Annotated in this window: 29 protein-coding genes; 10 read left to right on the top strand and 19 right to left on the bottom strand. The window is 61.7% G+C overall.

The features are described 5' to 3' along the window. Nucleotides 1-62 precede the first annotated feature (62 nt). Nucleotides 63-695 carry a flavin reductase family protein gene (locus VFO93_RS11160; protein WP_325134452.1) on the top strand — a complete coding sequence of 211 codons (633 nt, stop codon included), beginning with the start codon at nucleotides 63-65 and terminating at the stop codon, nucleotides 693-695. A 104-nt stretch (nucleotides 696-799) separates the two neighbouring features. Here VFO93_RS11160 and VFO93_RS11155 read toward each other — a convergent pair whose 3' ends face one another. Then, entirely contained in the window at nucleotides 800-1,819 is a 1,020-nt protein-coding gene (locus VFO93_RS11155; protein WP_325134451.1) for an MBL fold metallo-hydrolase, read from the bottom strand. A gap of 193 nt (nucleotides 1,820-2,012) precedes the next feature. Next, complete coding sequence (locus tag VFO93_RS11150) at nucleotides 2,013-2,372, bottom strand: hypothetical protein (protein WP_325134450.1); 360 nt, start codon at nucleotides 2,370-2,372, stop codon at nucleotides 2,013-2,015. A gap of 119 nt (nucleotides 2,373-2,491) precedes the next feature. Between VFO93_RS11150 and VFO93_RS11145 the strand changes: the two genes are divergently transcribed. After that, nucleotides 2,492-3,655, top strand: coding sequence for an esterase/lipase family protein (locus VFO93_RS11145; RefSeq protein WP_325134449.1), 1,164 nt, complete (start codon nucleotides 2,492-2,494; stop codon nucleotides 3,653-3,655). Nucleotides 3,656-3,776: 121 nt separating this feature from the next. Continuing rightward, complete coding sequence (locus VFO93_RS11140; RefSeq protein WP_325134448.1) at nucleotides 3,777-3,899, top strand: hypothetical protein; 123 nt, start codon at nucleotides 3,777-3,779, stop codon at nucleotides 3,897-3,899. Nucleotides 3,900-3,972: 73 nt separating this feature from the next. Here the strand turns inward: VFO93_RS11140 and VFO93_RS11135 are convergent, their stop codons facing one another. Further along, on the bottom strand, nucleotides 3,973-5,211 hold the full coding sequence (locus VFO93_RS11135; protein WP_325134447.1) for a TPM domain-containing protein: 1,239 nt from the start codon (nucleotides 5,209-5,211) through the stop codon (nucleotides 3,973-3,975). 166 nt (nucleotides 5,212-5,377) lie between these two features. Here VFO93_RS11135 and VFO93_RS11130 point away from each other — a divergent pair, with 166 nt between their 5' ends. Then, nucleotides 5,378-6,493 carry a catalase family protein gene (locus VFO93_RS11130; RefSeq protein WP_325134446.1) on the top strand — a complete coding sequence of 372 codons (1,116 nt, stop codon included), beginning with the start codon at nucleotides 5,378-5,380 and terminating at the stop codon, nucleotides 6,491-6,493. A gap of 75 nt (nucleotides 6,494-6,568) precedes the next feature. On the opposite strand, the gene VFO93_RS11125 is transcribed toward VFO93_RS11130, so the two are convergent. After that, a complete protein-coding gene (locus tag VFO93_RS11125; protein WP_325134445.1) occupies nucleotides 6,569-7,117 on the bottom strand; it encodes a GNAT family N-acetyltransferase in 549 nt (182 codons plus the stop codon). A 7-nt stretch (nucleotides 7,118-7,124) separates the two neighbouring features. Beyond that, a complete protein-coding gene (locus VFO93_RS11120) occupies nucleotides 7,125-7,736 on the bottom strand; it encodes a carboxymuconolactone decarboxylase family protein (RefSeq protein WP_325134444.1) in 612 nt (203 codons plus the stop codon). Nucleotides 7,737-7,913: 177 nt separating this feature from the next. Here VFO93_RS11120 and VFO93_RS11115 point away from each other — a divergent pair, with 177 nt between their 5' ends. Both VFO93_RS11115 and VFO93_RS11110 read left to right on the top strand, forming a co-directional pair. Next, entirely contained in the window at nucleotides 7,914-9,344 is a 1,431-nt protein-coding gene (locus VFO93_RS11115; protein WP_325134443.1) for an RtcB family protein, read from the top strand. 177 nt (nucleotides 9,345-9,521) lie between these two features. Beyond that, nucleotides 9,522-10,388 (top strand): M28 family peptidase, encoded by an 867-nt coding sequence (locus tag VFO93_RS11110; RefSeq protein WP_325134442.1) that lies wholly within the window; start codon nucleotides 9,522-9,524, stop codon nucleotides 10,386-10,388. Between the two features lie 82 nt (nucleotides 10,389-10,470). On the opposite strand, the gene VFO93_RS11105 is transcribed toward VFO93_RS11110, so the two are convergent. The 9 genes from VFO93_RS11105 to VFO93_RS11065 form a co-directional block, all read right to left on the bottom strand. Continuing rightward, a complete protein-coding gene (locus VFO93_RS11105) occupies nucleotides 10,471-10,689 on the bottom strand; it encodes a DUF4926 domain-containing protein (protein ID WP_325134441.1) in 219 nt (72 codons plus the stop codon). Next, nucleotides 10,689-11,024 (bottom strand): DUF6883 domain-containing protein, encoded by a 336-nt coding sequence (locus VFO93_RS11100; protein ID WP_325134440.1) that lies wholly within the window; start codon nucleotides 11,022-11,024, stop codon nucleotides 10,689-10,691. Before VFO93_RS11100 ends, VFO93_RS11105 begins: the two co-directional genes overlap by 1 nt. Nucleotides 11,025-11,238: 214 nt before the next feature. Beyond that, nucleotides 11,239-11,637, bottom strand: coding sequence for a hypothetical protein (locus VFO93_RS11095; RefSeq protein ID WP_325134439.1), 399 nt, complete (start codon nucleotides 11,635-11,637; stop codon nucleotides 11,239-11,241). A gap of 12 nt (nucleotides 11,638-11,649) precedes the next feature. After that, on the bottom strand, nucleotides 11,650-12,105 hold the full coding sequence (locus VFO93_RS11090) for a HEPN family nuclease (RefSeq protein ID WP_325134438.1): 456 nt from the start codon (nucleotides 12,103-12,105) through the stop codon (nucleotides 11,650-11,652). 174 nt (nucleotides 12,106-12,279) lie between these two features. Continuing rightward, a complete protein-coding gene (locus VFO93_RS11085) occupies nucleotides 12,280-12,411 on the bottom strand; it encodes a hypothetical protein (protein WP_325134437.1) in 132 nt (43 codons plus the stop codon). Next, entirely contained in the window at nucleotides 12,392-12,709 is a 318-nt protein-coding gene (locus VFO93_RS11080; RefSeq protein ID WP_325134436.1) for a hypothetical protein, read from the bottom strand. The genes VFO93_RS11085 and VFO93_RS11080 overlap by 20 nt, the downstream gene beginning before the upstream one ends. Before the next feature lie 101 nt (nucleotides 12,710-12,810). Beyond that, nucleotides 12,811-15,186: a ribonucleoside-diphosphate reductase subunit alpha gene (locus tag VFO93_RS11075; RefSeq protein ID WP_325134435.1), complete on the bottom strand. Its 2,376-nt coding sequence runs from the start codon at nucleotides 15,184-15,186 to the stop codon at nucleotides 12,811-12,813. A 251-nt stretch (nucleotides 15,187-15,437) separates the two neighbouring features. Further along, nucleotides 15,438-16,268: a hypothetical protein gene (locus VFO93_RS11070; protein ID WP_325134434.1), complete on the bottom strand. Its 831-nt coding sequence runs from the start codon at nucleotides 16,266-16,268 to the stop codon at nucleotides 15,438-15,440. A gap of 62 nt (nucleotides 16,269-16,330) precedes the next feature. Then, nucleotides 16,331-16,552, bottom strand: a complete 222-nt coding sequence (locus VFO93_RS11065) for a hypothetical protein (RefSeq protein WP_325134433.1) — start codon at nucleotides 16,550-16,552, stop codon at nucleotides 16,331-16,333. Nucleotides 16,553-16,628: 76 nt separating this feature from the next. On the opposite strand from VFO93_RS11065, the gene VFO93_RS11060 reads away from it, so the two are divergent. Further along, nucleotides 16,629-17,099, top strand: a complete 471-nt coding sequence (locus tag VFO93_RS11060) for a nuclear transport factor 2 family protein (RefSeq protein ID WP_325134432.1) — start codon at nucleotides 16,629-16,631, stop codon at nucleotides 17,097-17,099. Between the two features lie 61 nt (nucleotides 17,100-17,160). Here VFO93_RS11060 and VFO93_RS11055 read toward each other — a convergent pair whose 3' ends face one another. Next, entirely contained in the window at nucleotides 17,161-18,120 is a 960-nt protein-coding gene (locus tag VFO93_RS11055) for a ribonucleoside-diphosphate reductase small subunit (protein WP_325134431.1), read from the bottom strand. Between the two features lie 434 nt (nucleotides 18,121-18,554). Between VFO93_RS11055 and rplU the strand changes: the two genes are divergently transcribed. Continuing rightward, nucleotides 18,555-18,860, top strand: a complete 306-nt coding sequence (gene rplU / locus VFO93_RS11050) for a 50S ribosomal protein L21 (RefSeq protein ID WP_325134430.1) — start codon at nucleotides 18,555-18,557, stop codon at nucleotides 18,858-18,860. Nucleotides 18,861-18,960: 100 nt separating this feature from the next. Continuing rightward, nucleotides 18,961-19,236, top strand: a complete 276-nt coding sequence (gene rpmA / locus VFO93_RS11045; protein WP_198989771.1) for a 50S ribosomal protein L27 — start codon at nucleotides 18,961-18,963, stop codon at nucleotides 19,234-19,236. Between the two features lie 327 nt (nucleotides 19,237-19,563). Here rpmA and VFO93_RS11040 read toward each other — a convergent pair whose 3' ends face one another. The 4 genes from VFO93_RS11040 to hemW form a co-directional block, all read right to left on the bottom strand. Further along, complete coding sequence (locus tag VFO93_RS11040) at nucleotides 19,564-20,244, bottom strand: hypothetical protein (protein WP_325134429.1); 681 nt, start codon at nucleotides 20,242-20,244, stop codon at nucleotides 19,564-19,566. 73 nt (nucleotides 20,245-20,317) lie between these two features. Beyond that, complete coding sequence (locus VFO93_RS11035; protein WP_325134428.1) at nucleotides 20,318-20,950, bottom strand: alpha/beta hydrolase; 633 nt, start codon at nucleotides 20,948-20,950, stop codon at nucleotides 20,318-20,320. A gap of 151 nt (nucleotides 20,951-21,101) precedes the next feature. Next, on the bottom strand, nucleotides 21,102-21,518 hold the full coding sequence (locus tag VFO93_RS11030; RefSeq protein ID WP_325134427.1) for a hypothetical protein: 417 nt from the start codon (nucleotides 21,516-21,518) through the stop codon (nucleotides 21,102-21,104). 83 nt (nucleotides 21,519-21,601) lie between these two features. Continuing rightward, on the bottom strand, nucleotides 21,602-22,759 hold the full coding sequence (hemW, locus tag VFO93_RS11025; RefSeq protein ID WP_325134426.1) for a radical SAM family heme chaperone HemW: 1,158 nt from the start codon (nucleotides 22,757-22,759) through the stop codon (nucleotides 21,602-21,604). A 240-nt stretch (nucleotides 22,760-22,999) separates the two neighbouring features. Here hemW and VFO93_RS11020 point away from each other — a divergent pair, with 240 nt between their 5' ends. Beyond that, entirely contained in the window at nucleotides 23,000-24,889 is a 1,890-nt protein-coding gene (locus tag VFO93_RS11020) for a BamA/TamA family outer membrane protein (protein ID WP_325134425.1), read from the top strand. Nucleotides 24,890-24,930 lie beyond the last annotated feature (41 nt).

Genomic DNA, 24,930 nt, shown 5'->3' with positions numbered 1-24,930 from the left:
GCTTCGACTCCGCTGCGCTCCGCTCAGCATGACCGTTTTCATTACTCTTCGGAAAACTCAACATGCGCCACATCACCGCCGCCGACATTGCGGCCTTCGAGAAAATCTACCGCCTCAACCTCGTCAATGGCTTGCCCGGTTTCAAGCCCGCCAACCTGGTAGGCACGGCCGCGCCCGGCGGGCAAACCAACCTGGCTATTTTCAGCTCGGCCATTCATTTGGGCTCCGACCCGGCGGTGCTCGGCATCGTGACGCGGCCCACTACCGTGCCGCGCCACACCTACCAGAACATCAAGGACAACGGCGGCTACTTTACCCTCAACCACGTGCCGCTGAACCTGGTAGCCCAGGCGCACTACACGTCGGCCAACTTCGACGACAACGTGTCGGAGTTTGAAGAATGCGGCTTCACGGCCGACTACCGCGACGGCTTCGCCGCGCCCTACGTGGCCGAGAGCCCGCTCAGCATCGGGCTGCGCCTGAAGGAAGAGCACGCCATTTTCAACGGCACGGTACTGCTGGTGAGCGAAGTCGAGCACGTGTATTTGCGTGAGGAAGGCCTGCGGCCCGATGGCACGCTCGACCTCGTGGCGCTGGGCGAAGCCGCCATTTCGGGCCTCGACGGCTACCACGCTGTGCTGCCGCCCGTGCGCTACGGCTACGCCCGGCCGGGGCAGTTCCCAAAGGCGATGTAACGCCAAGCTCCGGCTTGGCGAGCGAGCGCAGCGAGCATGCGCGCTAGCAGACGTTCACTAACGTAATAGCTAGCTGCGCTCGCTCGCCAAGCCGGAGCTTGGCGTTACGCCCGATAGGGCCGGGCCGGCCGGTCGTGGTACCAGGCGCGGCGGGCCTTCTTCTTTTTAGCCTTTTTGCCGCTAGCGAGAAGCGCCACCGCACCCAGTAGCACGCCGGCCACGGCCAGGCCTTTCACCCAGGGCTTCACCAGCGGCGGCGGCACCGACACGACGCCGCTGGCATCGGCCACGGCAGCATGGTGGGCGTAGCGCCCGATTTTGGGCCGGGCCACGGTGTTGAAATGCACGGCCAAAAACGACAACTCGGTGCGCAACTGCTCGCCGTGCATGGGTATGCCGTGGCCGGTGGCGGCTACCTCGGGCACGAGGGTCAGCAGCTCGGCTACCGACACGCGGGCCGCGTCCCAGTCGGGGGTGAAGTAGGCGGGCGGGCCGTGCACTACCTGCTTCTGGGTGAGGGTGGCCAGGCCCGACTCGCCCCGCACCGTGGTGAAGGCATCGCCGGCCACCAGCACCCGGCCTTCTTCCCGGAAAAACGACACGTGGCCCGGCGTGTGGCCAGGCGTGTGCAGCCAGCGCCAGCCGGGCAGGCCGGGCACGCTGCCATCGTCGGGCAGGGGCTGCACGCGGGAACCCACGTCATAGGGCGTTTTAGGGTATACAAACGACAAATACGCCATCATGCCGCCGCCCACGGTGGGGTCGGGCGCGGGGTAACTGCTGCGGCCCGTGAGGTAGGGCAGCTCCAGCGGGTGGGCGTACACGGTTACGTCGGGCCAGGCTTCGAGCAGGGCTTCCAGGCTGCCGGCATGGTCGAAGTGCGCGTGGGTGAGCACGATGGCGGCGGGCGGGTTTGTCGGCCCAAACGCCTCGGCGGCGTGCGCTTTTATCTTGTGCGCCGAGCCAGGCAGGCCCGTGTCGATGAGCACCCAGGGGCCGCGCGGCTGCTCGGGCACGGCGGCGGCGTAGTAGAGGTTCACAAAAACGTCGCGCAGGGCGTGCAGGCCGGGCACTACCGGCAAAAAGGCGGGCGTGCTGGCCCGCGAGGCGTGGTTGGAAAGCATAGGCAGCTAGGGCATTAGGGCGAAAACCGGGCCGCTACCAGCAGCGGGGCCGGGTAGCTTTCGCATACGTAGCCGCCGGGTTTTGGTAGCGGCCAGCGGGGGCGTGGGCGCGCCGGCCAGGGCCTGCTCCTTGCACAAAGCGCCCGCTGCCAGGGCGACAGCGGGCGCTTTGGTGGGGCTTGTAAAAAAGCGCTTACTCCTTGCCCGAAGGCGCGGCCGAGCTGCTAGTGGGGCTGGCGTTCTCTACGTTGTCGAGCTTGCCGCTGGCCGACTGCGGCGTGGTGCTTTTGCCGGCCGGGGCCGAGTTCAGCTGCTCGTCGGTGCTGGCGGTGGCCAGGTCGGTGGCCGAACCCTTTCCGATGGGCTTGCGCACGTTTTGTTTGTAGTTGATGCTATCGCGGTTGATGTCGGCGTTGGTGTAGCCGGGCGGGTTGGTGAAGGTGTGGCGGAACTGCGGGTTCACGCCGGGGCTGTATTTGTAGTCGCAGGCCGTGAGCAGCGTGGCCGAAGCGCCCAGCAGCAAAGCCAGGGCGGGGCGAAGAGAGGAGTTCATACTAAAAAAGAGGTAGGTGTCGATGCAAAGATGCAGCCCGGTGGCGTATAGACTTGGACGAGCGCGCCGGATTTTTGTTGCTCTTCCGGTTCTTACCTATCCTTGCCCTGCCCTACCCCATGCCTGCTTCGCCCTCGCCCAAACCCTCTGCGTGGCACCGCGCCCTCGGCACGCTGGCCCGCACCGCGCTGCTGCCCGTGCGCGGGGCCACGCTGCTGTACCAGGCCGGGCGGGCGCACCAGCATTTTTTTCTGCCCGTGCTCAACGGCGCGCTCGGCGACCAGCTGGCCGCCCGCCACGACCCGCGCACCATCGCGCTCAGCTTTCGGCGGGGCGGGCACGACGTGGCCGTGGCCGACCTGCACCTGAGCGAGCCGCGCCAGAAAACGGTGGTCTTCGTGCACGGCCTCATGGGCGACGAGCTCATCTGGCAAGCCAGCGCGGCCGCCTCGGGCGCGGCCCTGCGCTACGGCCCGCGCCTAGCCACCGAGGCCGGCGTGCGGGTGCTCTACGTGCGCTACAACACGGGTTTGCACATCTCCGAAAACGGCCGCGCCCTCAGCCAATTACTCACCGACCTGCTGGCCGCCTACCCCGACGCCGTGGGCGAGCTGGTGCTGGTGGGCCACAGCATGGGCGGGCTGGTAGTGCGCTCGGCGGGGTATTACGCAGGGGAGTTAGGAGTTTTGAGTTCTGAGTTAGGAGTTAAAAAACAAGCCAGCACACGCAAGGCTACCAACGCTGACCAACTCAAAACTCAGAACTCAAAACTCAAAACTCCCCCCGCTCCCTGGCTGGCGCATTTGCGCGCGGTGTTTCTGCTAGGCGTGCCGCACGAGGGCTCGTACCTGGAGCAGAATGGCCGACTGGTCGAGCGCCTGCTGCGGCGCATCGACCTGTTTCCGACGCGCTTCGTGAGCGAGGCCATCGCCCGGCGCTCCAACGGTATTAAGGACCTGGGCCAGGCCCTGCTGGTAGATGAGGACTGGCAGCAGCCCGACGACCCTGCCCTGCCGCGCCCGCGCACCGTGGTGCCGCTACTGCCCGGCGTGCGCTACCACGTGCTGGTGGGCGCGTGGCTGCGGGCCAGCCTGCCGCAGGCCGTGCGCGACTACTTCGGCGATGGGCTGGTGGGCAGCGCCAGCGGCCGGGGCCAGCTTTTCAGCGACGAAACCACCCTGCCGCCCGGCACCAGCGTGCGCACCGCCCGCTTCGAGGCCCAGCACCACGCCGGGCTGCTGCACCACCCCGAGGTATACCAGTACCTGCGGCAGTGGGTGTAGCGCGTGGGCGCTTTTGCCTGACGTTGCAGATGCCAGCGCAGCGCCAAAGCGCCTTAATCTCAACGCTGGGGCGCGGGCTACGTATCAGGGGCATCCAGTCAGCTTACCTAGCCCCACCAAAATGGCCACCCCCGTAAACACCCCCAAGCACACCGACCCCGCCACCAAGGCCAAGGAGAAGGAAAACGAAACCGAAATCAAAGACAAGCCCTCGGGCAAAACGGTGAAAACGCAGAAGAAATAACCGTCTGCCAATCCTAAAAAGAAAGCCCGGTAGCGCATTGCTACCGGGCTTTCTTTTGGGCCAGCATCAGGGTTTACCACGAGCCGCTGTTGTCGTCGTCGCTGGTGCTGTCGAAGCCGCCGCCGCCCATATCGCCCGACGACGAGTCGTCGTAAGAGCCGCTGTCGGAGAAAAAGCTGTCGGAGCTACCGGCGCTGTCGTTGCCCGAGAAATAGTCGGGGCCGGCGTCGCTGCTGCCAGCGCCGCCGCGCTCGCCAAAGTAGTCGCTGGCCGCATTGGCGGGCGGCGCGGTGCCCGCGCCGCCACCAAAGCCGGCGGCCGCGCCCGTGCCGAAGTTATTGGCCCCGCTGTCGTGGCTGCCGCCGCCGGCCATGCGATTGCCGAGGTAGGCACCCGCTGCCGCTGCCGCGCCGGTGGCCAGAATGCCGCCCATGCCCGAGCCCGAGCTGGGGGCCGGCCCGCCGTAGCCGCCGCCGTAGTTGCCCTGGCCCTGCGGGTAGCCTTGGTTGGGCGCGCCGAAGTTGGGCGTGGAGTTGTTGTTAGCAGGGCGGTTGCCCATGAAATCGGGAGTTTGGCTGGCCGTGTTCTTGTTGCGGTTGAAGAGCTTCGATACCAACCAGATGCCGCCCCCAATCACAAGCACGCCGATGAGAATGCTGCCCAGGCCAAAGCCCGACGAAGCCGGCTCGGGCGTGGGCGTGGCGGCGGGGTACGGGTCAGAGTTAGTGGTGGTAGCCGCGTTATCGTTGAGGCTGCTGGCGCCGCTGGGCACGTCGGCCGCGCCGGTGGTGGCTGGCGTGGTAGCGGTGGCGTCTTTGCGCGGGTCCGAGCTGGGGTTGGCGGCCAGCATGATGGTGCCCAGGCCTTTGCTAAGGCCGGCGAAGTAGTTGCCCTGCTTGAAGGCGGGCGTCATTTGCTCGCGTATCACGCGGCGAGTTAGGTCGGGGGTGATGACGCTACGCAAACCCGAGCCGGCCTCGATGCTCATCTGGCGGTCCTGGCCCGAAAGCAGCACCACAATGCCGTTGTTTTTGTCGCGCTGGCCCACGCCCCAGTCGGTGCCGAGCTGGCGGGCGTACTCGGCAGCGCTGGTGCCGCCCAGGCTGGGCACGGTCACGAGCACCACCTGCGTGCCGTAGGTGTCGGCGTATTTGCGCAGGCCATTTTCGAGCTTTTTCGCATCGCTGGCGTTCAGCATCTTAGCCTGGTCGTTCACGAAGGTGAAGGGCTTGGGCCGGGGCGGAATATCGGCGGCGCGAGCCGGGCCGGCCCAGGCCAACAGCACCGCAAAAAGCAGCAGTAATCGGTTCATGGCGAAAGGAAAGAAAGGGTTCGGAGCCTTTGTACGGCGGCCGGGCGCGGGCGGCTGTGCTTGCCCACCAGCAGCCGGTTTTGCCGCGCGGCTAAACCGTCCCTTCCGGCAAACCGTATCTCGCTAGCTAGCCTTGTAGCCAAGCATTTCCTACCCCTCTTTCCTAATGCCTACCCCTCCCCTCTCCTACGTGCGCTACGCCGATGGCGTCGAAGAAATCCAACCCAACGAAGAACAGCTCGGCGACGAAACCGTGGCCTCAATGGCCCGCGTGGCGCGCCTGATGTTTGAGAAAAACCGCCACGCCATCCGCGATGCCCACGCCAAAAGCCACGGCATCCTGCGCGGCGAGCTGCACATTGCGCCCGGCCTGCCCGAGCATCTGGCGCAGGGCATGTTTAAAGAAGCGAAAACCTACCCGGTTATCATCCGGCTCTCGACCTCACCGGGGGCCATTCAGCCCGACAGCCAGCCGGCCGTGAAGGGCTTCGCGCTGAAAATCATCGGGGTCGAAGGCAAGAAGTTTCTGGATAACGAGGCCGACGCCGTAACCCAGGATTTTTTGATGGTGAATGATACCATCATCCCGACCGGCGACGTAAAAAGCTACCACGACATGCAGCTGCGCATCGAGAAGCTGGCCCACGGCCCCGAACTGCTGCAAACCGCCATCAACAAAGTAGGCGTGCTGGCCGACAAGGCTCTGGAGCTGCTCGAAGACGTAGGCGGCCCCAAAAAAGAAGTGAACATGGTAGTGCAGGCCCACCCCAACCACCACATGCTGGGCGAAACCTACACCACGCTCGGCGCGGTGCGCTACGGCGACTACGTGGCCAAAATCAGCGTGGCCCCGCTTTCCGAAAACCTGAAGGCGCTGGCCGGCAAGGAGATGGACGTGAGCGAGCCGGGCGCCTACCGCGACATGGTAGTAGACTTTTTCCAAACCCAGGGGGCCGAGTACGAGCTGCGCGCCCAGCTCTGCACCGACCTCAACACCATGCCCGTAGAAGACGCCAGCATCGACTGGCCCCAAGAGCAGAGCCCCTACCAGGTGCTGGGCAAAATCGTGCTGCCCGCCCAGGATGCCTTCAGCCCCGCCCGCCGCGTGTACGCCGATGACGTGCTGTCGTTCAATCCTTTCCACTGTCTGCCCGAGCACCGGCCGCTGGGCAGCATCAACCGGGTCCGCATCAAGGCCTACGAATCGAGCGCCAAGTACCGGCACCTGATGAACGCCGCACCGCGCACCGAGCCGACGGACATCAACCAACTGCCCGATTAAAACCAGCTGCAAAACGCCCAACAGGCCGCTAAACTATGTTTAGCGGCCTGTTGGGCGTTTTAATAATCGCGCGGGCTACCCTACCGCGGCCGGCTCCACGGCCCGCTCAAAGCGCAGCTGCCCGTTTACGTCAGTGCCCGTCGAGGTGAAGCCGTTGGCCAAAAGCACCTTTTGCGAAGCCAGGTTTTCGGGCTGGGCGTGGGCTACCAGGCGGCGCACCTGGCCGGTGGCGGCGGCTTGCTGCACCAGGCCGGCCACCAGCTCGGTGGCCAGGCCGCGCCCGCGCCACTCGGCGGCGATGGAGTAGCCCAGCTCGGCGCAGCCCGCCGCATTGGGCGGGCCCGTGAAGCCGCCCGAGCCCACCAGCGTGCGGGGCACGTCGCCCTCGGGCTTTAGCAGGGCGTACCAGTTGTACCAGCCGGCCGCATCGCGGCCGCCGGCCGTGAGTTTTTCCAGAAAATACTGCATGGCCTCGCGGTCGTAGCCGGGGGGCGGCCAGCTGGCGGGCTGGGCTGCCCCCAGCAGCACCGGAAAGTACTGGGGCTTGTGCAGTTCGGCGGTGAGCAGCGCCCGGCTGGCGGCCAGCAGCTGGAGGCGGGGCGTTTGGGTGATGAGCGGAATCATAACGGTATTATACGGCCGGGGCCACCGTGGCGGGCGCCGGCACGGCAAACGTATTCAGCAACCCGCTGATGGTCATGTAGTGCCCAGCCAGATAAATCATATCCACCACGCCTTTTTCGCCGAAAGTAACCACGGCTTGCTCGTAGAGGCCGGCGTCGATTTGGTGGGTAGTGGCCAGGCGGTGGGTGAAGTCGTAGGCCACGCCCTCGTCGGGGGTGAGGGCGGCGGGCTTCTGGCCGGCCGCCAGCGCCTGCACCGTGGCCTCGTCGAAGCCCGCCTGCCGGCCCACGGCCACGTGGGCATACAGCTCGTAGGCCGCCTGCCAGGCCGCGCCCACGGTCAGAATTACCACCTGCCGCACGCGCTCGCCGAGGGCGGTTTCCTGGCCTTCGGCGGCGGTCACGGCCATCAGGGCCTTGCTAATGACGGGGCTGCGCAACATCGCATTAAACGGGCCGACGAGGCGGTCGTCGAAAGTAGCGGCCTGAAAGCCGGACTTTTTGGCCCAGGGCACCATCGTGTCTTGCAGCTGCGCGTACAGCTTTTTCTGGTCGGAGTCGAGCTGGTCGGGGCTGAGCAGGGGCAGCCGCCCGCCGAGGTTATCTTCAAAAGTAGCCATGAGATGCGCGAGTTGTGGGGGATGATTTTCGAGCCTGGCCCGAACCTATTGCCATACGTGCCGGCCCCGGGCCGGGGTCAAAAAAGGGCGTTATCCGAGCCCAAACGAACAATCTGGGCCATAACCCCGCGCCGCCGGGCCGCGCTATACCGGGTGTCTTCCCTCCCGTTCTATCTTATGGCAAACTCCAAACTGCGCGGCAACGACCTGCGCAAGCTCGGCTACCCCGAAGGCCGCGCCACCACACTGGCGCTGGATATTCTGACTGACCGCCAGCTCAGCAAGCTCGACAAGGGCAGCGCGCTGGCTTTGCTCCAAAAAATAAAAGACGACCCCTATGCCTACCTGCGCGACTCGCTGTGGCGCGAGCTGGCCAAGGAATTTGTGCCCGACCCCAGCCGCGCCGTGGGCCTCAACCCGCAGGTGAAAGACTACCGCCGCTACGGCGAGGCCTTCATTGAGGACGGGGCCCGCCGCCAGATGGACACCGCCATGCAGCTGCCCGTGGCCCTCGACGGCGCCCTGATGCCCGACGCCCACCAGGGCTACGGCCTGCCCATTGGGGGCGTGCTGGCCGTGGACAATGCCGTGATTCCCTACGGCGTGGGCATGGACATCGGCTGCCGCATGGCGCTCTCGGTGTTCGGTTTGCCGCCGCGCTACCTAACCCAGCGCACCCAGGAGCTCAAGAAAATGCTGCACGCCCACACCCGCTTCGGCGGCAAGGAGGTTTTCAAAAACCCGACCGACGACCCGATTCTGGACCGGCCCGAGTTTCGGGAAATCGCGGTGGTGCGCGGCAAGCACGAGGCGGCGCACAAGCAGCTGGGCTCGTCGGGCTCGGGCAACCACTTCGTGGAGTGGGGCTTGGTCGATATCACTACCGAGGACAACGAGCTGGGCGTGCCGGTGGGCCAGTATGTGGGGCTGCTTTCGCACTCGGGCTCGCGGGGGCTGGGCGCGGCCATTGCGCAGCACTACACCAAGGTGGCCATGGCCAAGTGCCCGCTGCCGCCCGAGGCGCGCTACCTGGCCTGGCTCGGCCTCGACACCCCGGAGGGCCAGGAATACTGGCGCGCCATGAACCTAGCCGGCGACTACGCCTCGGCCTGCCACCGCGACATTCACCGCCGCCTACGCCAGGCGCTGGGCGAAAAGCCGCTGGGCAACATCGAAAACCACCACAACTTTGCCTGGCGCGAAACCCTGCCCGACGGCCGCGAGGCGATAGTGCACCGCAAGGGCGCCACGCCGGCCGGCGCCGGCGTGCTGGGTATCATTCCGGGCTCGATGACGGCCCCGGGCTTTTTGGTGCGCGGCCGGGGCGAGCGCGCTTCCATCCAGTCGGCCGCGCACGGCGCGGGCCGGCGGCTTTCGCGCAGCCAGGCCAAGCAGCAGGTGAGCGAGGGCGAGCTGCGCCGCCTGCTGCGCGACAAAGGCGTGGAGCTCATCGGCGGCGGGCTCGACGAGGCGCCGATGGCCTACAAAGACATTCACCAGGTAATGGCCCACCAGCACGACCTGGTGGACGTGCTTGGCTCGTTCACGCCCCGCATCGTGCGCATGGACGCGGGCGGCGGCGGGGGTAGCAAGTACGGCGGCGAGTAGGTACTGGCTACTAACCGTCATGCTGAGCGCAGCGCAGCTCAGTCAAAGCATCTCTACCGCTTCATCCAAGCTGTTCGACGAGGCGGCAGAGATGCTTCAGCTCCGCTCAGCATGACAACTAGCTTTGCCTTATTTAAGTAGCTTCTTCAGCCCCTCTGACTACCCCCGCCCCGCCCTATGACCACTGCCAGCCCCACCCGCCTGCACGCCGACGTGGCCTTTCTGACCGGCATTCAGCCCGCCCGGCAGTACCTGAACCTGGCTTCGCTCAACCAGGCGGCCGACTACATCCGGGCCGAGTTTGAGCAGCTCGGCGGCGCAGCCGTGACCGAGCAGCGCTACCAGGTCGAAGGCGAGGAGTACCGAAACATCATCGCCTCTTTTGGCCCGCCCGACGCCGAGCGCCTGGTAGTGGGCGCGCACTACGACGTGTGCGGCGAGCAGCCCGGGGCCGACGACAACGCCAGCGCCGTGGCCGGCCTGCTCGAAACCGCTCGGCTACTCCAGCCGCTGGCCGCTGCCCTCACGCGGCGCGTCGATTTCGTGGCGTATTCGCTCGAAGAGCCGCCCTTCTTCGGCACCGAGCACATGGGCAGCGCCGTGCACGCCGCCGCGCTGCACGCCGCCGGGGCCCGCGTGCGCGCTATGCTTTGCTACGAAATGATAGGCTACTTCAGCGACGCGCCAGGCTCGCAGCAGTTTCCGGATGCCGGGCTGGCGGCGCTTTACCCCGATACCGGCAACTTCATCATCGTGGTGGGCCGGCAGGGGCAGGAGGCGCTCACGCAGCAGGTGCAGGCGCTCATGCAGGCCAATTCTACCATCGACGTGCAGCGCATCAACTTGCCCGCCGGCCAGCCCCTGGCCGGCCTCTCCGACCACCGCAACTATTGGCAGCACGGCTACCAGGCCGTGATGATAAACGACACGTCTTTCCTGCGCAACCCGCACTACCACGAGGCCACCGACACTATCGACACGCTCGACTTTGCGCGCATGGCGCAGGTGGTGAACGGGGTGCTGGGAGCGCTGCTGGGTTTGTAACGCGGTTTCTGCCAACAGTAAAAACACGGCAGCCGCTACCGGGGGCGGCAGCGGCTGAGGAAAACCTGGAATCGACTGTAGGCTATGCAGCCTGCCGCCAGGGCTGCGCGATGGCGGCCACTTCGGCGGCGGGCAGCGTCAAGACGGCCTGCGTATGCCCGTCGAGGCCGATAAATTCTACTTCGTAGGCCTCGCCTTGGGCATGTACTAACACGACCGTGCCCAGCGCGCCGGCTGCCAAGCCACATTCGAGATGGTCTTTTTGCAACTGCACGGTGTCTAGTTCAACGAAGGGTTTCATCAGCGGTCGAGTAAGTGGGCGGTGATTAGCAAAACGTGGATGCCCGGTGATTGTTCCATCCACACGGTGCGGATGGGATACTCCCGGCCATTAGGTGCGAGCAAGGGGCCATCCACCACAAACTTAACGCCGTAGGGCGACGCTTTTTCCTCCGTCACGGTACCGCTGTGGCCGTGCGCTAGCAAGTCGGCTATCAGTTGCTCGTAGTGCTGCCGCGAGTAGCCGATGCCCAGGAAGAACCGCGCCTTGGCCCCACCCACCGGGTGGTCAGGATTCAGCAAGTAATCCTGCACCTTATTGGGTGCCACAACTAGCGACTTGTCGTGAAGCGTCATGCGGCAAAGCTACCGCCCCGCCCGCCGACGCCGACGTTTCCACGTGGCTAAGGTACAACGTGCGCCCCGCCCTACCGGACGTCCGGTAAGGCCGGGCGGCGGCCCCCCTGCCCTACCGGACTTCCCCAAAAACACGGCAGCCGCTACCGGGGGCGGCAGCGGCTGGGGTGGCTAGGAGTCTTTTGGCAGAAATAAGGGAGAATACCTGCACTACTCACTTATTCAATCCATTTAAATAAGATATTTTTCTTCTCAGCATCCTGATACTGTCATCAAATGCTTTATGCCTCTGCTTTACTGAATCAGGAATCTCATCGTCATTGTATATACTACCAAACTCATCATAATAAAGAGAATTAATACTCACGATTATCACCTTTAACTCTTTTTCAAAAGTATAAATCATACTATCCACTCCTATAGCATCTGCTTCTATTTTAAGCATAGCCTCCTCTTGTTCAAGAATAATTTTTTCTTGACGCTTTTCGACTTCTTCCCTAGCCAATCTCTGCTTCAAAGCTTCATAAGACTTGTGCCGATTCTCACTTTTCTTAAATTCTCTAATGCCCCAAATAATCAGCACAGGTAGTGCGACCCAAAAAAATGGCTCCATATCTCCTTACGCTTAATGCTTTGAATATTTTTTATAATTTTCACGCCATTCAGAATACAGATTACTCAGAAATGGGTGTAACTCCGCAACATGAAATTCAGCAAGTACCTCAACCTTATTATCATCAAAAACTAGCACATACTCTATCTGATTATTTCCATCTGTTTTGAAATCAAACGACAAGTGTGCCACTCCACCTCGAAGCTGCTCTACTAATTCACGTACCGTCTTACTTTTACTGCCATTAATTTTTGACCTAGAAAGTCCCCAATCAGCGAGTTCATGGACTCTTTTAGAAGGCAGATATGATTGACCCTTCTCTTTTGGGAGCATAACTAGACCAAGAAGACAATTAATTAGTAAACTTACCTCATATTTTTCTTCTAAATTATCATCTCTTTCATGATACTGTTCTATAATTTTCAAAGTCCTTTCACCAAGGTCTAATGCGAAATTCTGACATTTCATATTGATAAAAGTAAAGGCAGGCGGACTATTTTAAGATAGTCCGCCTGCCTTTATGATTTGATGAATAATGCAATCCTAGAACGCATATACGCCCGAATTATAGAGCAGGCCATGTCGCTTTGGCTCTAGGCGTACATGGGCTCCAGGGTTTCGGCGGCTTGCTCTTCCACCGGGCTATGAAGCCTGCTTATACTTGGCATCGGCGGGCAGCTTGCCGATTTTCTTGAGGTATACAAATAGCTCCTGCTTCGTGAGTGGCCCACTGATGCGGGTAGCTTCCCATTCTTCAGGAGTCTTCCCGTTCATCGAAAGATTCGCCGGATTCTGCGGCGAGCCGGCGGAGGATAACGTCTTGGATGGTTTCATAACGAGGGAGGCTAACGTCTTCTATCACGAGCTTTTGCCCGCTAAACATAAAGGTAACGGATATGAACTTACGCCGGTTCGTGTAGCCGACAATCTCCGTCCGGCCGTGTTCGTGTAGGTAAGTGTGGGCGCGCTCTGACACTTCTATCAGGTCGGCTATCTCATCCAATTCTATGCTGACGCTGTTTAGCCAAATCAGATTAAGCTTGCTAAAGTCGATGTCTTCATTTTGGTACATAGGTAGGTAGGAGTTAAGAAAAAGCCACCTCAAATGAGATGGCTTTTTGGTTGTTTGGTAATGCATAGGGTACCGCTGGCACCCTAGCAATTGTTACCTTCCTACGACCCACACGCCTCGCAGGCGTCGGGGTTATCGAGCGAGCAGGCCATGTCGGCTTGGTTCTGGGCGTACATGGGCTCCAGGGTTTCGGCGGCTTGCTTTTCCACCGTGAACTTGATGGCGTCGGCAGCGGCTTTGGTGCGCAGGTAGTACATGCCGGTTTTGAGGCCGCGCTTCCAGCTGTGGAAGTGCATGCTGGTGAGCTTGCCAAAGTTGGGGTTCTGCACGTGCAGGTTCAGGCTCTGGCTCTGGCAGATGTAGGCGCCCCGGTCGGCGGCCATGTCGATGATGGTGCGCTGCGAAATCTCCCACACCGTCTTGTACAGGTCCTTGATGTGCTGCGGCACACGGGCAATGTTCTGCACCGAGCCGTTGGCCGCGATGATGTCCTGCTTCATCTGCTCGTTCCAGAGGCCCAGCTTAACCAGGTCCTTCAGCAGGTGTTTGTTCACCACCATAAACTCGCCGCTGAGCACGCGCCGCACATAAATGTTGCTGGTGTAGGGCTCAAACGACTCGTTGTTGCCCAGAATCTGGGCGGTGCTGGCGGTAGGCATGGGTGCCACCAGCAGCGAGTTGCGCACGCCGTGCTCCACTACCTGGCCACGCAGCGTGTCCCAGTCCCAGCGGCCCGACTTGGGCGTCACGCCCCAGAGGTCAAACTGGAACTTGCCCTCGCTCAGGGGCGAGCCGGGGAAGGTTTCGTAGGCCCCGTCCTTGATGGCGAGGTCCTTCGAAGCCGTCATGGCCGCGAAGTAAATCGTCTCGAAAATGTCCTCGTTCAGGCCCTTGGCCTCGTCGCTCTCGAAGGGCATGCGCAGCGCGATAAACGTATCGGCCAGCCCCTGCACCCCCAGGCCGATGGGCCGGTGGCGGAAGTTGGAGCGCTCGGTTTCGGGCACCGGGTAGTAGTTCACGTCGATAACCTTGTTGAGGTTCAAGGTCGTCTGGTAGGTCACTTCAAACAGCTTGTCGTGGTCGAAGCGCACGTTGCCCTGGGCGTCTTCCACGAGGTAGCGGGGCAGCGCCAGCGAGGCGAGGTTGCACACCGCAATCTCGTCCTTGTCGGTGTACTCCATTATCTCGGTGCAGAGGTTGCTGCTCTTAATCGTGCCCAGGTTCTGCTGGTTGCTCTTGCCGTTGGCGGCATCCTTGAAGAGCATGTAGGGCGTGCCCGTCTCGGTCTGGCTTTCCAGGATGGCAAACCACAGCTCCTGCGCCTTGATGGTCTTGCGGCCGCGGCCCTCGCGCTCGTACTTGGTGTAGAGCTTCTCAAACTCGGGGCCCCAGCTCGTGTCGAGGCCTGGGCACTCGTGGGGGCACATCAGCGTCCAGTCGCCGTTGGCTTCCACGCGCTTCATGAACAGGTCGGGCGTCCAGAGGGCGTAAAACAAGTCGCGGGCGCGCATTTCCTCCTTGCCGTGATTCTTCTTCAGGTCCAGGAACTCGAACACGTCGGCGTGCCAGGGCTCCAGGTAAATGGCGAACGCGCCCTTGCGCTTGCCGCCGCCCTGGTCCACGTAGCGGGCCGTGTCGTTGAACACCTTCAGCATCGGCACCAGGCCATTCGAGTTGCCGTTGGTGCCCTTGATGTAGGAGCCCGTGGCGCGCACGTTGTGCACGGCCAGGCCGATGCCGCCCGCGCTCTGCGAAATCAGCGCGCAGTCCTTCAGCGTCTCGTAGATACCCTCAATCGAGTCGTCCTTCACCGTGAGCAGGAAGCACGACGACATCTGCGGCTTGGGCGTGCCGGCGTTGAACAGCGTGGGCGTGGCGTGGGTCATCCAGCGCTCGCTCATCATGTTGTAAGTCTTGATGGCCGAGTCGATGTCATCCTTGTGGATGCCCACCGACACGCGCATCAGCATGTGCTGGGGCCGCTCTACCACCTTGCCATCGAGGCGCAGCAAGTACGAGCGCTCTAGGGTCTTAAACCCGAAGAAGTCGTAGTTGTAGTCGCGGTCGTAGATAATGGCCGAGTCCAGGGTGTGCGCGTGCTTGTGAATCACCTCCCACACGTCCTTGGCAATCAGCGAGGCGTTGTCGCCATTCTTGGGGTCCTCGTAGGTGTAGAGGCGCTTCATGGTGCTCGAAAACGACTTCGAGGTCACCTTGTGCAGGTTGCTCACCGCGATGCGGGCCGCCAGGATGGCGTAGTCCGGGTGCCGGGTGGTCAGCGAAGCGGCCGTCTCGGCCGCCAGGTTGTCGAGTTCGACGGTCGTCACGCCATCGTAGATGCCGTCGATGACCTTTTTGGCCACCTCGATGGGCGACACGTAGTTTTGATTAAGCCCGTAGCAAAGTTTTTCAATGCGGGCGGTTACTTTATCGAACTTGACCGACTCACGGCGGCCATCACGTTTGATTACGAGCATGTTATAACGGGTGCTTTAAGGAGCGGGGGTACTAATCTGGCTAGCCTAGCGTGCTGGGCCACGGCGCTTTAAAGTCGGAAATTAGTTCCCATGTTTGGGGTTGGCAAAGGAAAAATTTAGAATTTCTCCACATAGCTTGAAAATGAGGCCGCCCGGCCCGTTTTCAAGGAAACGGCCGGGCGGCCTGCCCGCGTGCTAAGCTTTTTTTGCGTATATCCTGTCTGAAAAATAGCGACAGATACTGGTACTTCTTACGGCCGCCAATATAGGTACCCTTGTGCATCACCATTATGCGAGCAAGCGCAGTCCGCTTTTACCGGCTCTTGCGGAAATAACTGCTTATATAAGGCTACCTGCTCGCTTAACACGTTGGCCGGCCAGATAGGCGCGATAGGCTGGTGTCCCATCAACAGCGGATTAGCTTGGCGCACACCGGGTTTGTTGTATTGCTGCCCGGCCCGCAGCCATAGACAGACATTCACCAATGGGTCGTGCAAAGGAGGCCGCCAGCCGTCGAAGTCATCGAAGTAGTTGTGATACTTGAACAGCGTACCAGCCAGCCGCTCGGCCATGTAAGTACGGGGCAATACTCTACTCAAAGCTGCTAGCTCATAGCGCTGGCTAGGCGGCAGGGCTGCTACTGCCGCTTCTACCTGCTGGAACTGCCACTCAGCCCAGCCCTGCGCCAACAGCGGTCCCGATACCCCCAGGCCAAATACTACGATGCTACCCGGCAAGGCGCTATGCAGGCCGCGCCAGACCGCTTGGCCCGCCACCACCACCGGCACCCAGGCCAGCAACGGCACCAGCAGAAACCCCAGCACCAGACCCACTACCAATGCCCCTGGACCCAGAAACCAGATGCAATAAATCCCGATGGGCAGCAACGCCCCCTGTAGCAACAGTGCCAGATAGCGCAGTAGCCTTGGCCGCGCCGGCAGCCAAGGCCACACCAAAAAGGCTCCAACGCTAGCCAACAAAACCAGTGCTGCCCAGCGCACCGGCTGGCAGAATAGCTGCATCGACAGAAACTCATTGCCCGCATAAGCCCCCAATACTAGTAAGATATTGAGAACGGGCATTTTGGGCCGCAGCCAGTTTACAAAGCGTCGAAGTAGCATCATTCAACCTCAACGACCAAGCCTCATTTTCTAGTGCGTGCCAGCCACCACGCCCCTACCCCCACCGCCAGCACCGCCCCGGCCACTAGCGCCGCAATGGTCACGGGCGGCCCAAAGGCCTTGCACGAGCAGCTTTTGAAGACCCGCTTGCCATTGATGAGCAGTCGGCGGCGGCAGAAGGCGCAGGGCGTGAGGGCAGGGTCGGTTTGACCGGGTAGCGGCCATTTGTCAGCAGGAACAAGCATGGGAAGATAGCTGAGCGGCAAACCAACAGCGGCAGCCGCTTGTAGATACGGCATTACGCAAAAGGTCACCCCCGTTATGTCCGACGCCCGCCCACCTTTCCCCCCGTTCACCTTCGAAACCGCCACCCAGAAAGCCCGCCTCGCCGAAGACGCCTGGAACTCGCGCAACCCCGCCCGCGTGGCCCTGGCCTACACCGAGGCCAGCCAGTGGCGCAACCGTAGCGAGTTTTTCAGCGGCCGCGCCGCCATCGAGGAGTTTCTGACCCGCAAGTGGCAAAAGGAGCACGAGTACCGCCTCATCAAGGAGCTCTGGGGCTTTCACGAAAACCGCATTGCCGTGCGCTTTCAGTACGAGTACCACGACGCGGCCGGCCAGTGGTTTCGCGCCTACGGCAACGAGCAGTGGGAATTTGATGCCTACGGCCTCATGCAGCGCCGCGAAGCCAGCATCAACGACGTGGCCATCGCGGAGAACAAGCGCAAGTTTCACTGGCCGCTAGGTACCCGCCCGGCCGACCACCCTGGGCTGACGGACTTAGGCATGTAGACAACAAAAAGGCCTGGCTTCCAACAGAAAGCCAGGCCTTTTGCGCAGTTTTATAAACGGCTTAGAAATCCTCGTCGAGCGAGAACACGTTCTCGTTGCGCTCCGTCATTACGCCGGCCTTCTGGTACTCGGCCACGCGCTTCTCGAAGAAGTTGGTTTTGCCTTGCACCGAAATCATTTCCATGAAGTCGAAGGGGTTGGTAGCATTATAAATCTTGCCGCAGCCCAGCGACACCAACAGGCGGTCGGCCACAAACTCGATGTACTGGCTCATTGTCTTAGCATTCATGCCGATGAGGCTCACCGGCAGCGCTTCGGTCACGAACTCCTGCTCAATCGTTACCGCGTCGCGGATAATTTCCTGCACGCGGGCCTCGGGCAGCTTGTTGTTGAGGTAGCTGTAGAGCAGGCAGGCAAAGTCGCAGTGCAGCCCCTCGTCACGCGAAATCAGTTCGTTGGAGAAGGTGAGGCCGGGCATCAAGCCGCGCTTTTTGAGCCAGAAAATCGAGCAGAAGGAGCCCGAGAAAAAGATGCCTTCCACGGCCGCGAAGGCGATTAGGCGCTCGGCAAAATTCTCCGAGTTAATCCAAGTCAGCGCCCACTGGCCCTTGCGCTGCACGGCGGGCACGGTTTCGAGGGCGTTGAAGAGGTAGTCCTTCTCCTTGGGGTCTTTGATGTAGGTGTCAATCAGCAGCGAATAGGTCTCGCTGTGAATGTTTTCCATCATAATCTGGAAGCCGTAGAAGCAGCGCGCCTCGGGCATCTGCACCTCCTGCATGAAGTTGATGGCCAGGTTTTCATTCACGATGCCGTCGCTGGCCGCGAAGAAGGCCAGTACGTGCTTGATGAAGTGGCGCTCGTTGTCGTTCAGGCCGTTCCAGTCTTTCTGGTCCTGGCTAAGGTCGATTTCTTCAGCCGTCCAGAACGAGGCTTCCGCCTTTTTGTAAAACTCCCAAACCTCGGGGTTCTGAATGGGAAATAGGACGAAGCGATTAGGATTTTCGGCAAGTAAGGGCTCCATAAAGCAGGTAAGTTTTTAGAAGAACTAGCGACGGTAAGCTGGGGCAACAAACCCGGCCAGCGGCCGATGGTTTGGGGCCGCTGTTGTTCAAAGATAGAGCCGGCAACCTGCCGGCCGGCAGTCCGTATTCCTTTCCCCCCTGCCCGGCGGCACACCTCCGCCACTCTGAGTAAAGGATGAGGCAAAGCCGTCAAATCGACCGATTTATAGCGACTTATCCACATTTTAGGTGTGGATAACGTTAGTTGTCCACAGAAAACGCCGGGCGGCAATCACTTTCTTTTGCTCAGCTAGTTAGCTAGCGTGGCCAACAAAGTGCTTGAATTAGGCTCACTTTTGGGCGAGCTACTACTAATTAACAACTTAGGTTTGGAATTGCCGGATTGGTGCCGTACTTTTGCGTTCCCTTTTGAGAAACCTCCAGCGGAAATAAGATGTACGCCATTGTCAATATCGCCGGCCAACAGACTAAGGTTGAGGCTAATAAATTTGTTTACGCCCAACGTCTAGCCGGCAATGTCGGTGACTCGGTAGAGCTCGGCAACGCCCTGCTGACCGATGACAACGGCACCCTGAGCATCGGCACGCCCGAGCTGAACGTTGCCGTAAAAGGCACCATCATCGCCCACGTGCAGGGCGACAAAGTTCTGGTGTTCAAGAAGAAGCGCCGCAAGGGCTACAAGAAACTGAATGGCCACCGCCAGCAGTTCACCAAAGTTCTGATTAACAGCATCGGGTAATTTTAGTGCTTAGTTGTTGGTGCCTAGTGCTTGGCCGTATCGTCAAGCCTGCACCATTCTAAACTAAGCACCAACCTCTAAGCACTAAGCACTAACTAAAATGGCACACAAAAAAGGCGTAGGCTCGTCAAACAACGGCCGTGAATCGCATAGCAAACGCCTCGGCGTGAAAATCTTCGGTGGTCAGCCCCTCATCGCTGGCAACATCATCGTGCGTCAGCGCGGCACCAAGCACCACGCTGGCACCAACGTGGGCATGGGCAAAGACCACACGCTGTTTGCACTGGTTGATGGCACCGTGCAGTTCAAGAAAGGCCGCGACGACCGTTCGTTCGTGTCGGTTGTTCCGGTAGCTGCCGAAGTAGCTGAAGCTTAGGCTTTCGCGCTACCCGCCAACCAAGTTGAAAAGGGCTGCTCCTCACGGAGCAGCCCTTTTAATGTTATAGGCAATTACCTTGCAGGTTCAAGGTAGCCGCGAAGCGGCGGCACGTTGGTAGCCTACGTAATTTTTAGCCATCTAAAACCGCAAAGCGGCGACACTTATCCGTAAGCGCTGCCGCTTTGCGGCTCCAAGTAGCCGATTGGCTGCTGTAACTACCAACGTGCCGCCGCTTCGCGGCTATTCCGCAATTTGAGCTTACTAGTGCCCGAGTATGTAGCGACACATCCCGGCGTCGTTACCACTGAGTAGCCATCTGGTCGCTTAGTTGCCCCAGCCCCAGTACACGCGCAGGTTTACCTGCGCCGTGAGGTCGTAGTGGGTGGGCGTGGGGCTTTCGTAGTTGTAATACGGCGGGGCCTGCCAGCCCAGGCCGGCGTTTACATCGTAAAGCATGCCGCGCCGCAGCCGATGCTGCGTGCCCCAGTAGGCGTACACGCCGGGCGTGAGGCTGGTGGGCGTTTGGCGGCGCGATAGATTGGAAGCCAAATACCGGGCGTTTAGCTCGGCGCGCTCCACGCTGCCTTCCAGAGCCAGGTAATTGCCGAATGGGCGATTATGGTGGCGCAATTGGCCCCGGCCGGGCTGGCCGTAGTAGTAGCGCACGCCCAGGCCGAGCGCGGCGCTGGGCAGCACGTTGCGGCGGGCCCCACGGCGGGCCAGCTCGCGGCTGGCTTGCAGGTCGGCATCGGCTTGGCCGTAGCACGCCAGCCGCGAGGTGAGCCGGTACTCGGCCCCTACCGACAGCGGCACCACAAACTGCCAGCTTTGGCCGCTGCCCGAGTAGCTGAAATGCTTGAGGCGCAGCCCCGCCTTAAGCAGCACTTGCGGCGGGGCCGCCCAGCGTAGCGAGTCGGGCGGCCAGGCTTGCGCCCCGGCTTTAGGTACCATCCCGCCCAGGCCGAGGGCCAGCAAATTAATTTTAAGTGCGTAATTTTTGACCATATAGAATTAACTACTGCATGAAAATTACCGCTAATATACTGACTAATATTGGTTTTTAAAGCAAGCCAGCTTACTAAGCCAGTTTTTGCAACACGCGGCTGATGGCCCCGGCGTGGCTCACTATCATGAAGTGGCCCGCGCCGGGCAGCGGGTAGTCGATGCGGGCCGCGCCGGCGGGCAGCAGCCGGTCGTGGGTGCCGTGCAGGCGCACGGCGGTGGGCACGCCGGCGCTGTCCCAGTGCAACAGTTGGCGGGTGGCCCAGCGGGCAAACGCCGGGTCAGTATCGCGCAGGATGCGGGCCAGCAGGTGGTACTCGCGGCCATTACGCGCCCCAAAAAACCACTGTGCCAGGCGCGGGAGCCGGGGCAGCAGCCCAAACGGCACCAGCCGGTGCAGGCCGGTGGCGCGGCCCAGCTTCAGCAGCGGCGGCAGTTGGCGGGCATCGGCAAGACTGGAAATAAGCACTACCCGCGCCAGGGGCCGTAGCCGGCCCACTTCCAGCGCCAGCAGCCCGCCAAACGATACGCCCACCAGCCAGCACGGCTGGCCGGGTGGCACAGCTTCGGCCAGGCGGGCGGCGTAGTGCCGCAACGGCTCGGTGGGCGACAGCGGCGGCAGCCAGCGCAGCACGGTGGCTGGGCCGGGTAGCTGCAAGCCCCGGAATACGCGCTCGTCGGCCCCCAGGCCGGGAATGAGGTACCACATTTATCCTGTCATGCTGAACATTCTGCGCATCAAGCAGAGATGAAGCATCTCGCTCGCTTCTCTGCTGGCGTAAAAGTTACTGCGCCACGCGAGATGCTTCATCTCTGCTTGATGCGCAGAATGTTCAGCATGACAATTGTATTACCCGCTCTCACCCATTCAACCGCGCATAAATGCCTTCCAGATAGAAGATATTATGCGGCTGCGGGTCATCATCTTCCTCCGCATCGGCCGGGAAGGTGACGGCGAGCTTGAGGGCCACGCCGGGCAGGGGCACGGGCGGGTCTTCGTCGGAGGTGTATTCGAGCAGGCAGGGCCACTCCTCGGTGGTGGCCAGGGCGTCGGCTACTTCTTCGGCCAGGGCGTCGGCGCGGTCGCCGGCCACGCGCAGCAGCGTGTCGAGGTCATGGAAGGGCAGGCCGAGGTGAAAGAAGTGCGGCTCGTCGTCGCGAAACGTAGTGGCCCAGATGGTTACGTCGTCGGTATTGTCAAAGACGATGGCCGTGAGGTGGACTTGCTCCACAAAAAAGTCGTCGTTGCTGACGAGGGCATCACTGAGTTTCTTCACAAGCCGCAGAGGAAAAAAATGGGCGCAAAGGCGCTTTAAGGATAACGCAAGAAACGCGCTGGCGGCCATCTGGCCGCGCCGGGCTACGCGCCAGCGGCGGCCGGCGCTTCGGCAAACAGCTCCAGCGTGATGTGGTCGGCGAGCAGCTTGCCAGCATCAGTGAGGCGCAATACGCTGTGTTCCAGCGTCGCCATTTCCTGTTCGGTGAGGCTGCGGAGGTAGTCGGCGCGGGTGGCGAGCAGGTCGAAGCCCAGCGCGTCGCGCAGGTGGCCGAGGTCGCAGCCGCGGCTGGTGCGCAGGGTCGTGAGCAGGTATTCGTTGGCCTGGTCGAGGGGCGAAAGGTGCTCCACGGTAGCGGGCACCTCGCCGCGCTCCAGCACGGCGGCTACGTACTGCGGGTTGTTGGCCACCGCGTATTGGCGGCTGCGGCCGTCGAAAGAGTGCGCGCTCGGGCCGAGGCCGAGGTAGGGCACGCCGCGCCAGTAGTTGGAGTTGTGGCGGCTTTCGCGGCCGGGCTGGCAGAAATTGCTGATTTCGTACTGCTCGTAGCCGTGCCGGCGCAGCTGCGCCAGCAGTATTTCAAACTGCCGGGCCACGAATTCATCGGGCGGCGCTACGAAGGTGCCCTTTCGCAGCCGCCGCCCAAACGCCGTATCGGGCTCGATGGTGAGCGCGTAGGCCGACACATGCGGCACGCCCAGCTCAAACAGCCGCGCCAAATCGGTTTCCCAGATTTCGTGGCTGGCAGCCGGCACGCCGTAAATCAAATCCACCGAAATATTCTCAAACCCCGCCGCCTGCGCCCGCCGCACAGCCTCGCCCGACTCTTGGGCTGAGTGCGCCCGGTTCATCAGCCGCAAATGCGGCTCGTGGAAGCTTTGGAGGCCAATGCTGAGGCGGTTGACGGGCGAGGCCGCGAGTACGGCCAGCTTCTCGGCGGTGAGGTCGTCGGGGTTGGCTTCGAGGGTGATTTCGGCCTGCGGCGATACGACGAAGTTTTCCTGAATGGCAGCGAAAATGCGGCCCAGCTCCTCCCCCGTTAATAAGGACGGCGTGCCGCCGCCGAAATAGATGGTTTCGAGCGGAGCGGCGGGGTCGGGCAGGTAGTGGCGGCGCAAAGCCATTTCCTTCAGCAGCGCATCTACAAACTGGCTTTTCAAGCCCAGCGAGGTGCTGAAGTGGAAATCGCAGTAGTGGCAGGCTTGCTTGCAGAAAGGAATGTGGAGGTAAAGACCAGCCATCTTTGGTTGTATTTTCGGTAGCTAAAAAGCTATTTAAGCAATCTTTTATCCGTCATGCTGAGCGCAGCGCAGCGGAGTCGAAGCATCTCTATCGGTAAACTAACATCTGACACCTAGCAACGAAGCGATAGAGATGCTTCGACTTCGCTGCGCTCCGCTCAGCATGACAAGTAGTAGCGAAATAGCTTTAAAAACCGCTACCCCGAAATTAAAATTTCCGTTTTGCGTTTGCCACCCCGAATGTACGTCCGTCTACTCGTCTTGTGGGGGTGTTGGCTGGGGCTGCTCGGGGCCGCGCGCGCCCAAACGCCCGCCTCTGGCACGGGCGTGGCCGTGCCCAACGCACCGGGGCTGGCTTCGCCGCCCCTGCCGCCGCCGGCCACCGCGCCCAGCGCCCCGGTAGCCGCAGTGGCCAAACGCCTCACCCGCAGCCGGGTGCTAAAAGTCAGCACCGACCCCGCCCAGCGCGCCGTGGTGCGCCGCTACCGGCTGCCGGCTACCGTCTCCGACTCGCTCACGGCGCTGCGCACGGTGCGCGAACTGGTGCTGGGCTTGCAGGCTGATGCCTACCTGCTGGCCTCGGCCGACAAAATGAGCTGGGGCCGTGACACGGTGCGGGCGCAAGTATATGTGGGCGAACAGTTTCGCTGGGCCTACCTGCGCAACGGCAACCTCGGCGACGGCCTGCTGACGCGGGCCGGCTACCGCGAAAAATTTTTCCGGCGCGCGGCCTGGCGGCCGGCCGACTGGGCGGCCTTGCAGGAGCGCATTCTCACGGAAGCCGAAAACCAGGGCTACCCCTTCGCCACGGTGGGCCTCGACTCGGTGCGGCTGGAGGGGCATGATATTGCGGGGCGCGTGGTGCTGCGGCGCGGGCCGGCGGTAGTGTTCGATTCTATCGAGGTAGTAGGCACGAGCAAGACCAAGAAGCGCTTCCTGACCAAGTACTTACAGATATTTCCGGGCGCGCCGTATAGCCAGCAGCGGCTGACTTCGGCGGCGCTACTCTTGCGCCAGTTGCCCTACGTGCGCCTGCGGGCCGAGCCCGAGGTGCGCTTTGCCAAAGGCCGGGCGCGGGTGTATTTGCTGCTCGATGAGCGCTCGTCCAACCAGTTCGACGCCATCGTGGGGCTGCTGCCCAATGCGAACGGCGCGAGCGGCTTTCAGTTTACGGGCGATGTCAACATCAACCTGCGCAACCTGCGCGGCGGCGGCAAGCAAATAGGCCTGCAATGGCGCAAGGTGGACGCCCTGACGCAGTCGCTGGATGGCAACTACCTGCACCCCAACTTCTTCGGCACGCCGCTGGAAGTGGGCACCACGTTTAATTTTTACAAGCAGAGCGGCAATTTTCTCACCATCCGGCCGCGCGTGCAGGTCACCTACCCCACGGCGCGGGCGGGGCGGCTCACGTTTTTTGCTGAGCAGCGCAGCTCGCGGCTGCTGTTCGACAGCCTGGGCTACGTGGGCATCAACGACCAGCGGGCCCTGCCCGATTTTATCGACTCGGAGGCCAGCGCCTACGGGCTGGCCTACGCCCGCACCAACCTCGACGACCTGTATTTTCCGCACCGGGGTTCGTTTATCAGCGTGCAGGGCGGGGCGGGCTCCAAGACCATCCGGCGCAATGCCAGCATCAGCGAGTCGCTGTATGAGAATGTGAATCTGCGCACTACGCAGTACACCTTCAGCGGGCGCATCGAGCGCTATTGGGCGCTGGGCCGCCAGAGCGTGGTGCTGGCCCGCCTGCGCGGCGAAGGCTTGTTCAATCAGCAATACTTCCTCAACGACCTGTTCCGGCTGGGTGGGCTGAACTCGCTACGCGGCTTCACTGAAAACCAGTTTTACACCAACGCCTACGGTGTGGGCACGCTGGAATTCAGACAGTTTACCGGGCCCGAGGGCTACGTATTCATCTTCATCGACCAGGCGGCGCTGCGCGCCTACCAGAGCGATGTGGCCAAGCCAGCTACCCTCGACCAGCCCACCGGGCTGGGCACGGGCATCAGCTTCCGCACGGCGGCCGGGCTGTTTCAGTTCGTGTATTCGGTGGGCAAATCGAGCTTCTCGGGGCAACAGCTGAGCCTGGGGGCGTCGAAGATTCACTTCGGGCTGACGAGTAGGTTTTGATAGAGTTTTGAGTTCTGAGTTTTAAGTTTTGAGTTGAACAT

The sequence above is a fragment of the Hymenobacter sp. genome (assembly GCF_035709525.1).
In the GTDB taxonomy this organism is placed as follows: Bacteria; Bacteroidota; Bacteroidia; order Cytophagales; family Hymenobacteraceae; genus Hymenobacter.
This window is presented reverse-complemented; position numbering and strand designations above follow the sequence as displayed.

Excerpts from the sequence above, each read along its gene's own strand:
- VFO93_RS11160 (WP_325134452.1), top strand. The coding sequence starts at position 63 with ATGCGCCACATCACCGCCGCCGACATTGCGGCCTTCGAGAAAATCTAC.
- VFO93_RS11035 (WP_325134428.1), bottom strand. The coding sequence starts at position 20,950 with ATGTGGTACCTCATTCCCGGCCTGGGGGCCGACGAGCGCGTATTCCGG.
- VFO93_RS11125 (WP_325134445.1), bottom strand. The coding sequence starts at position 7,117 with ATGATTCCGCTCATCACCCAAACGCCCCGCCTCCAGCTGCTGGCCGCC.
- VFO93_RS11040 (WP_325134429.1), bottom strand. The coding sequence starts at position 20,244 with ATGGTCAAAAATTACGCACTTAAAATTAATTTGCTGGCCCTCGGCCTG.
- VFO93_RS11020 (WP_325134425.1), top strand. The coding sequence starts at position 23,000 with ATGTACGTCCGTCTACTCGTCTTGTGGGGGTGTTGGCTGGGGCTGCTC.
- rpmA (WP_198989771.1), top strand. The coding sequence starts at position 18,961 with ATGGCACACAAAAAAGGCGTAGGCTCGTCAAACAACGGCCGTGAATCG.
- VFO93_RS11145 (WP_325134449.1), top strand. The coding sequence starts at position 2,492 with ATGCCTGCTTCGCCCTCGCCCAAACCCTCTGCGTGGCACCGCGCCCTC.
- VFO93_RS11130 (WP_325134446.1), top strand. The coding sequence starts at position 5,378 with ATGCCTACCCCTCCCCTCTCCTACGTGCGCTACGCCGATGGCGTCGAA.
- VFO93_RS11110 (WP_325134442.1), top strand. The coding sequence starts at position 9,522 with ATGACCACTGCCAGCCCCACCCGCCTGCACGCCGACGTGGCCTTTCTG.
- rplU (WP_325134430.1), top strand. The coding sequence starts at position 18,555 with ATGTACGCCATTGTCAATATCGCCGGCCAACAGACTAAGGTTGAGGCT.
- VFO93_RS11120 (WP_325134444.1), bottom strand. The coding sequence starts at position 7,736 with ATGGCTACTTTTGAAGATAACCTCGGCGGGCGGCTGCCCCTGCTCAGC.
- VFO93_RS11060 (WP_325134432.1), top strand. The coding sequence starts at position 16,629 with ATGTCCGACGCCCGCCCACCTTTCCCCCCGTTCACCTTCGAAACCGCC.
- VFO93_RS11070 (WP_325134434.1), bottom strand. The coding sequence starts at position 16,268 with ATGCCCGTTCTCAATATCTTACTAGTATTGGGGGCTTATGCGGGCAAT.
- VFO93_RS11080 (WP_325134436.1), bottom strand. The coding sequence starts at position 12,709 with ATGTACCAAAATGAAGACATCGACTTTAGCAAGCTTAATCTGATTTGG.
- VFO93_RS11075 (WP_325134435.1), bottom strand. The coding sequence starts at position 15,186 with ATGCTCGTAATCAAACGTGATGGCCGCCGTGAGTCGGTCAAGTTCGAT.
- VFO93_RS11135 (WP_325134447.1), bottom strand. The coding sequence starts at position 5,211 with ATGAACCGATTACTGCTGCTTTTTGCGGTGCTGTTGGCCTGGGCCGGC.
- VFO93_RS11090 (WP_325134438.1), bottom strand. The coding sequence starts at position 12,105 with ATGAAATGTCAGAATTTCGCATTAGACCTTGGTGAAAGGACTTTGAAA.
- VFO93_RS11095 (WP_325134439.1), bottom strand. The coding sequence starts at position 11,637 with ATGGAGCCATTTTTTTGGGTCGCACTACCTGTGCTGATTATTTGGGGC.
- VFO93_RS11100 (WP_325134440.1), bottom strand. The coding sequence starts at position 11,024 with ATGACGCTTCACGACAAGTCGCTAGTTGTGGCACCCAATAAGGTGCAG.
- hemW (WP_325134426.1), bottom strand. The coding sequence starts at position 22,759 with ATGGCTGGTCTTTACCTCCACATTCCTTTCTGCAAGCAAGCCTGCCAC.
- VFO93_RS11150 (WP_325134450.1), bottom strand. The coding sequence starts at position 2,372 with ATGAACTCCTCTCTTCGCCCCGCCCTGGCTTTGCTGCTGGGCGCTTCG.
- VFO93_RS11065 (WP_325134433.1), bottom strand. The coding sequence starts at position 16,552 with ATGCTTGTTCCTGCTGACAAATGGCCGCTACCCGGTCAAACCGACCCT.
- VFO93_RS11105 (WP_325134441.1), bottom strand. The coding sequence starts at position 10,689 with ATGAAACCCTTCGTTGAACTAGACACCGTGCAGTTGCAAAAAGACCAT.
- VFO93_RS11055 (WP_325134431.1), bottom strand. The coding sequence starts at position 18,120 with ATGGAGCCCTTACTTGCCGAAAATCCTAATCGCTTCGTCCTATTTCCC.
- VFO93_RS11155 (WP_325134451.1), bottom strand. The coding sequence starts at position 1,819 with ATGCTTTCCAACCACGCCTCGCGGGCCAGCACGCCCGCCTTTTTGCCG.
- VFO93_RS11085 (WP_325134437.1), bottom strand. The coding sequence starts at position 12,411 with ATGAACGGGAAGACTCCTGAAGAATGGGAAGCTACCCGCATCAGTGGG.
- VFO93_RS11115 (WP_325134443.1), top strand. The coding sequence starts at position 7,914 with ATGGCAAACTCCAAACTGCGCGGCAACGACCTGCGCAAGCTCGGCTAC.
- VFO93_RS11140 (WP_325134448.1), top strand. The coding sequence starts at position 3,777 with ATGGCCACCCCCGTAAACACCCCCAAGCACACCGACCCCGCCACCAAG.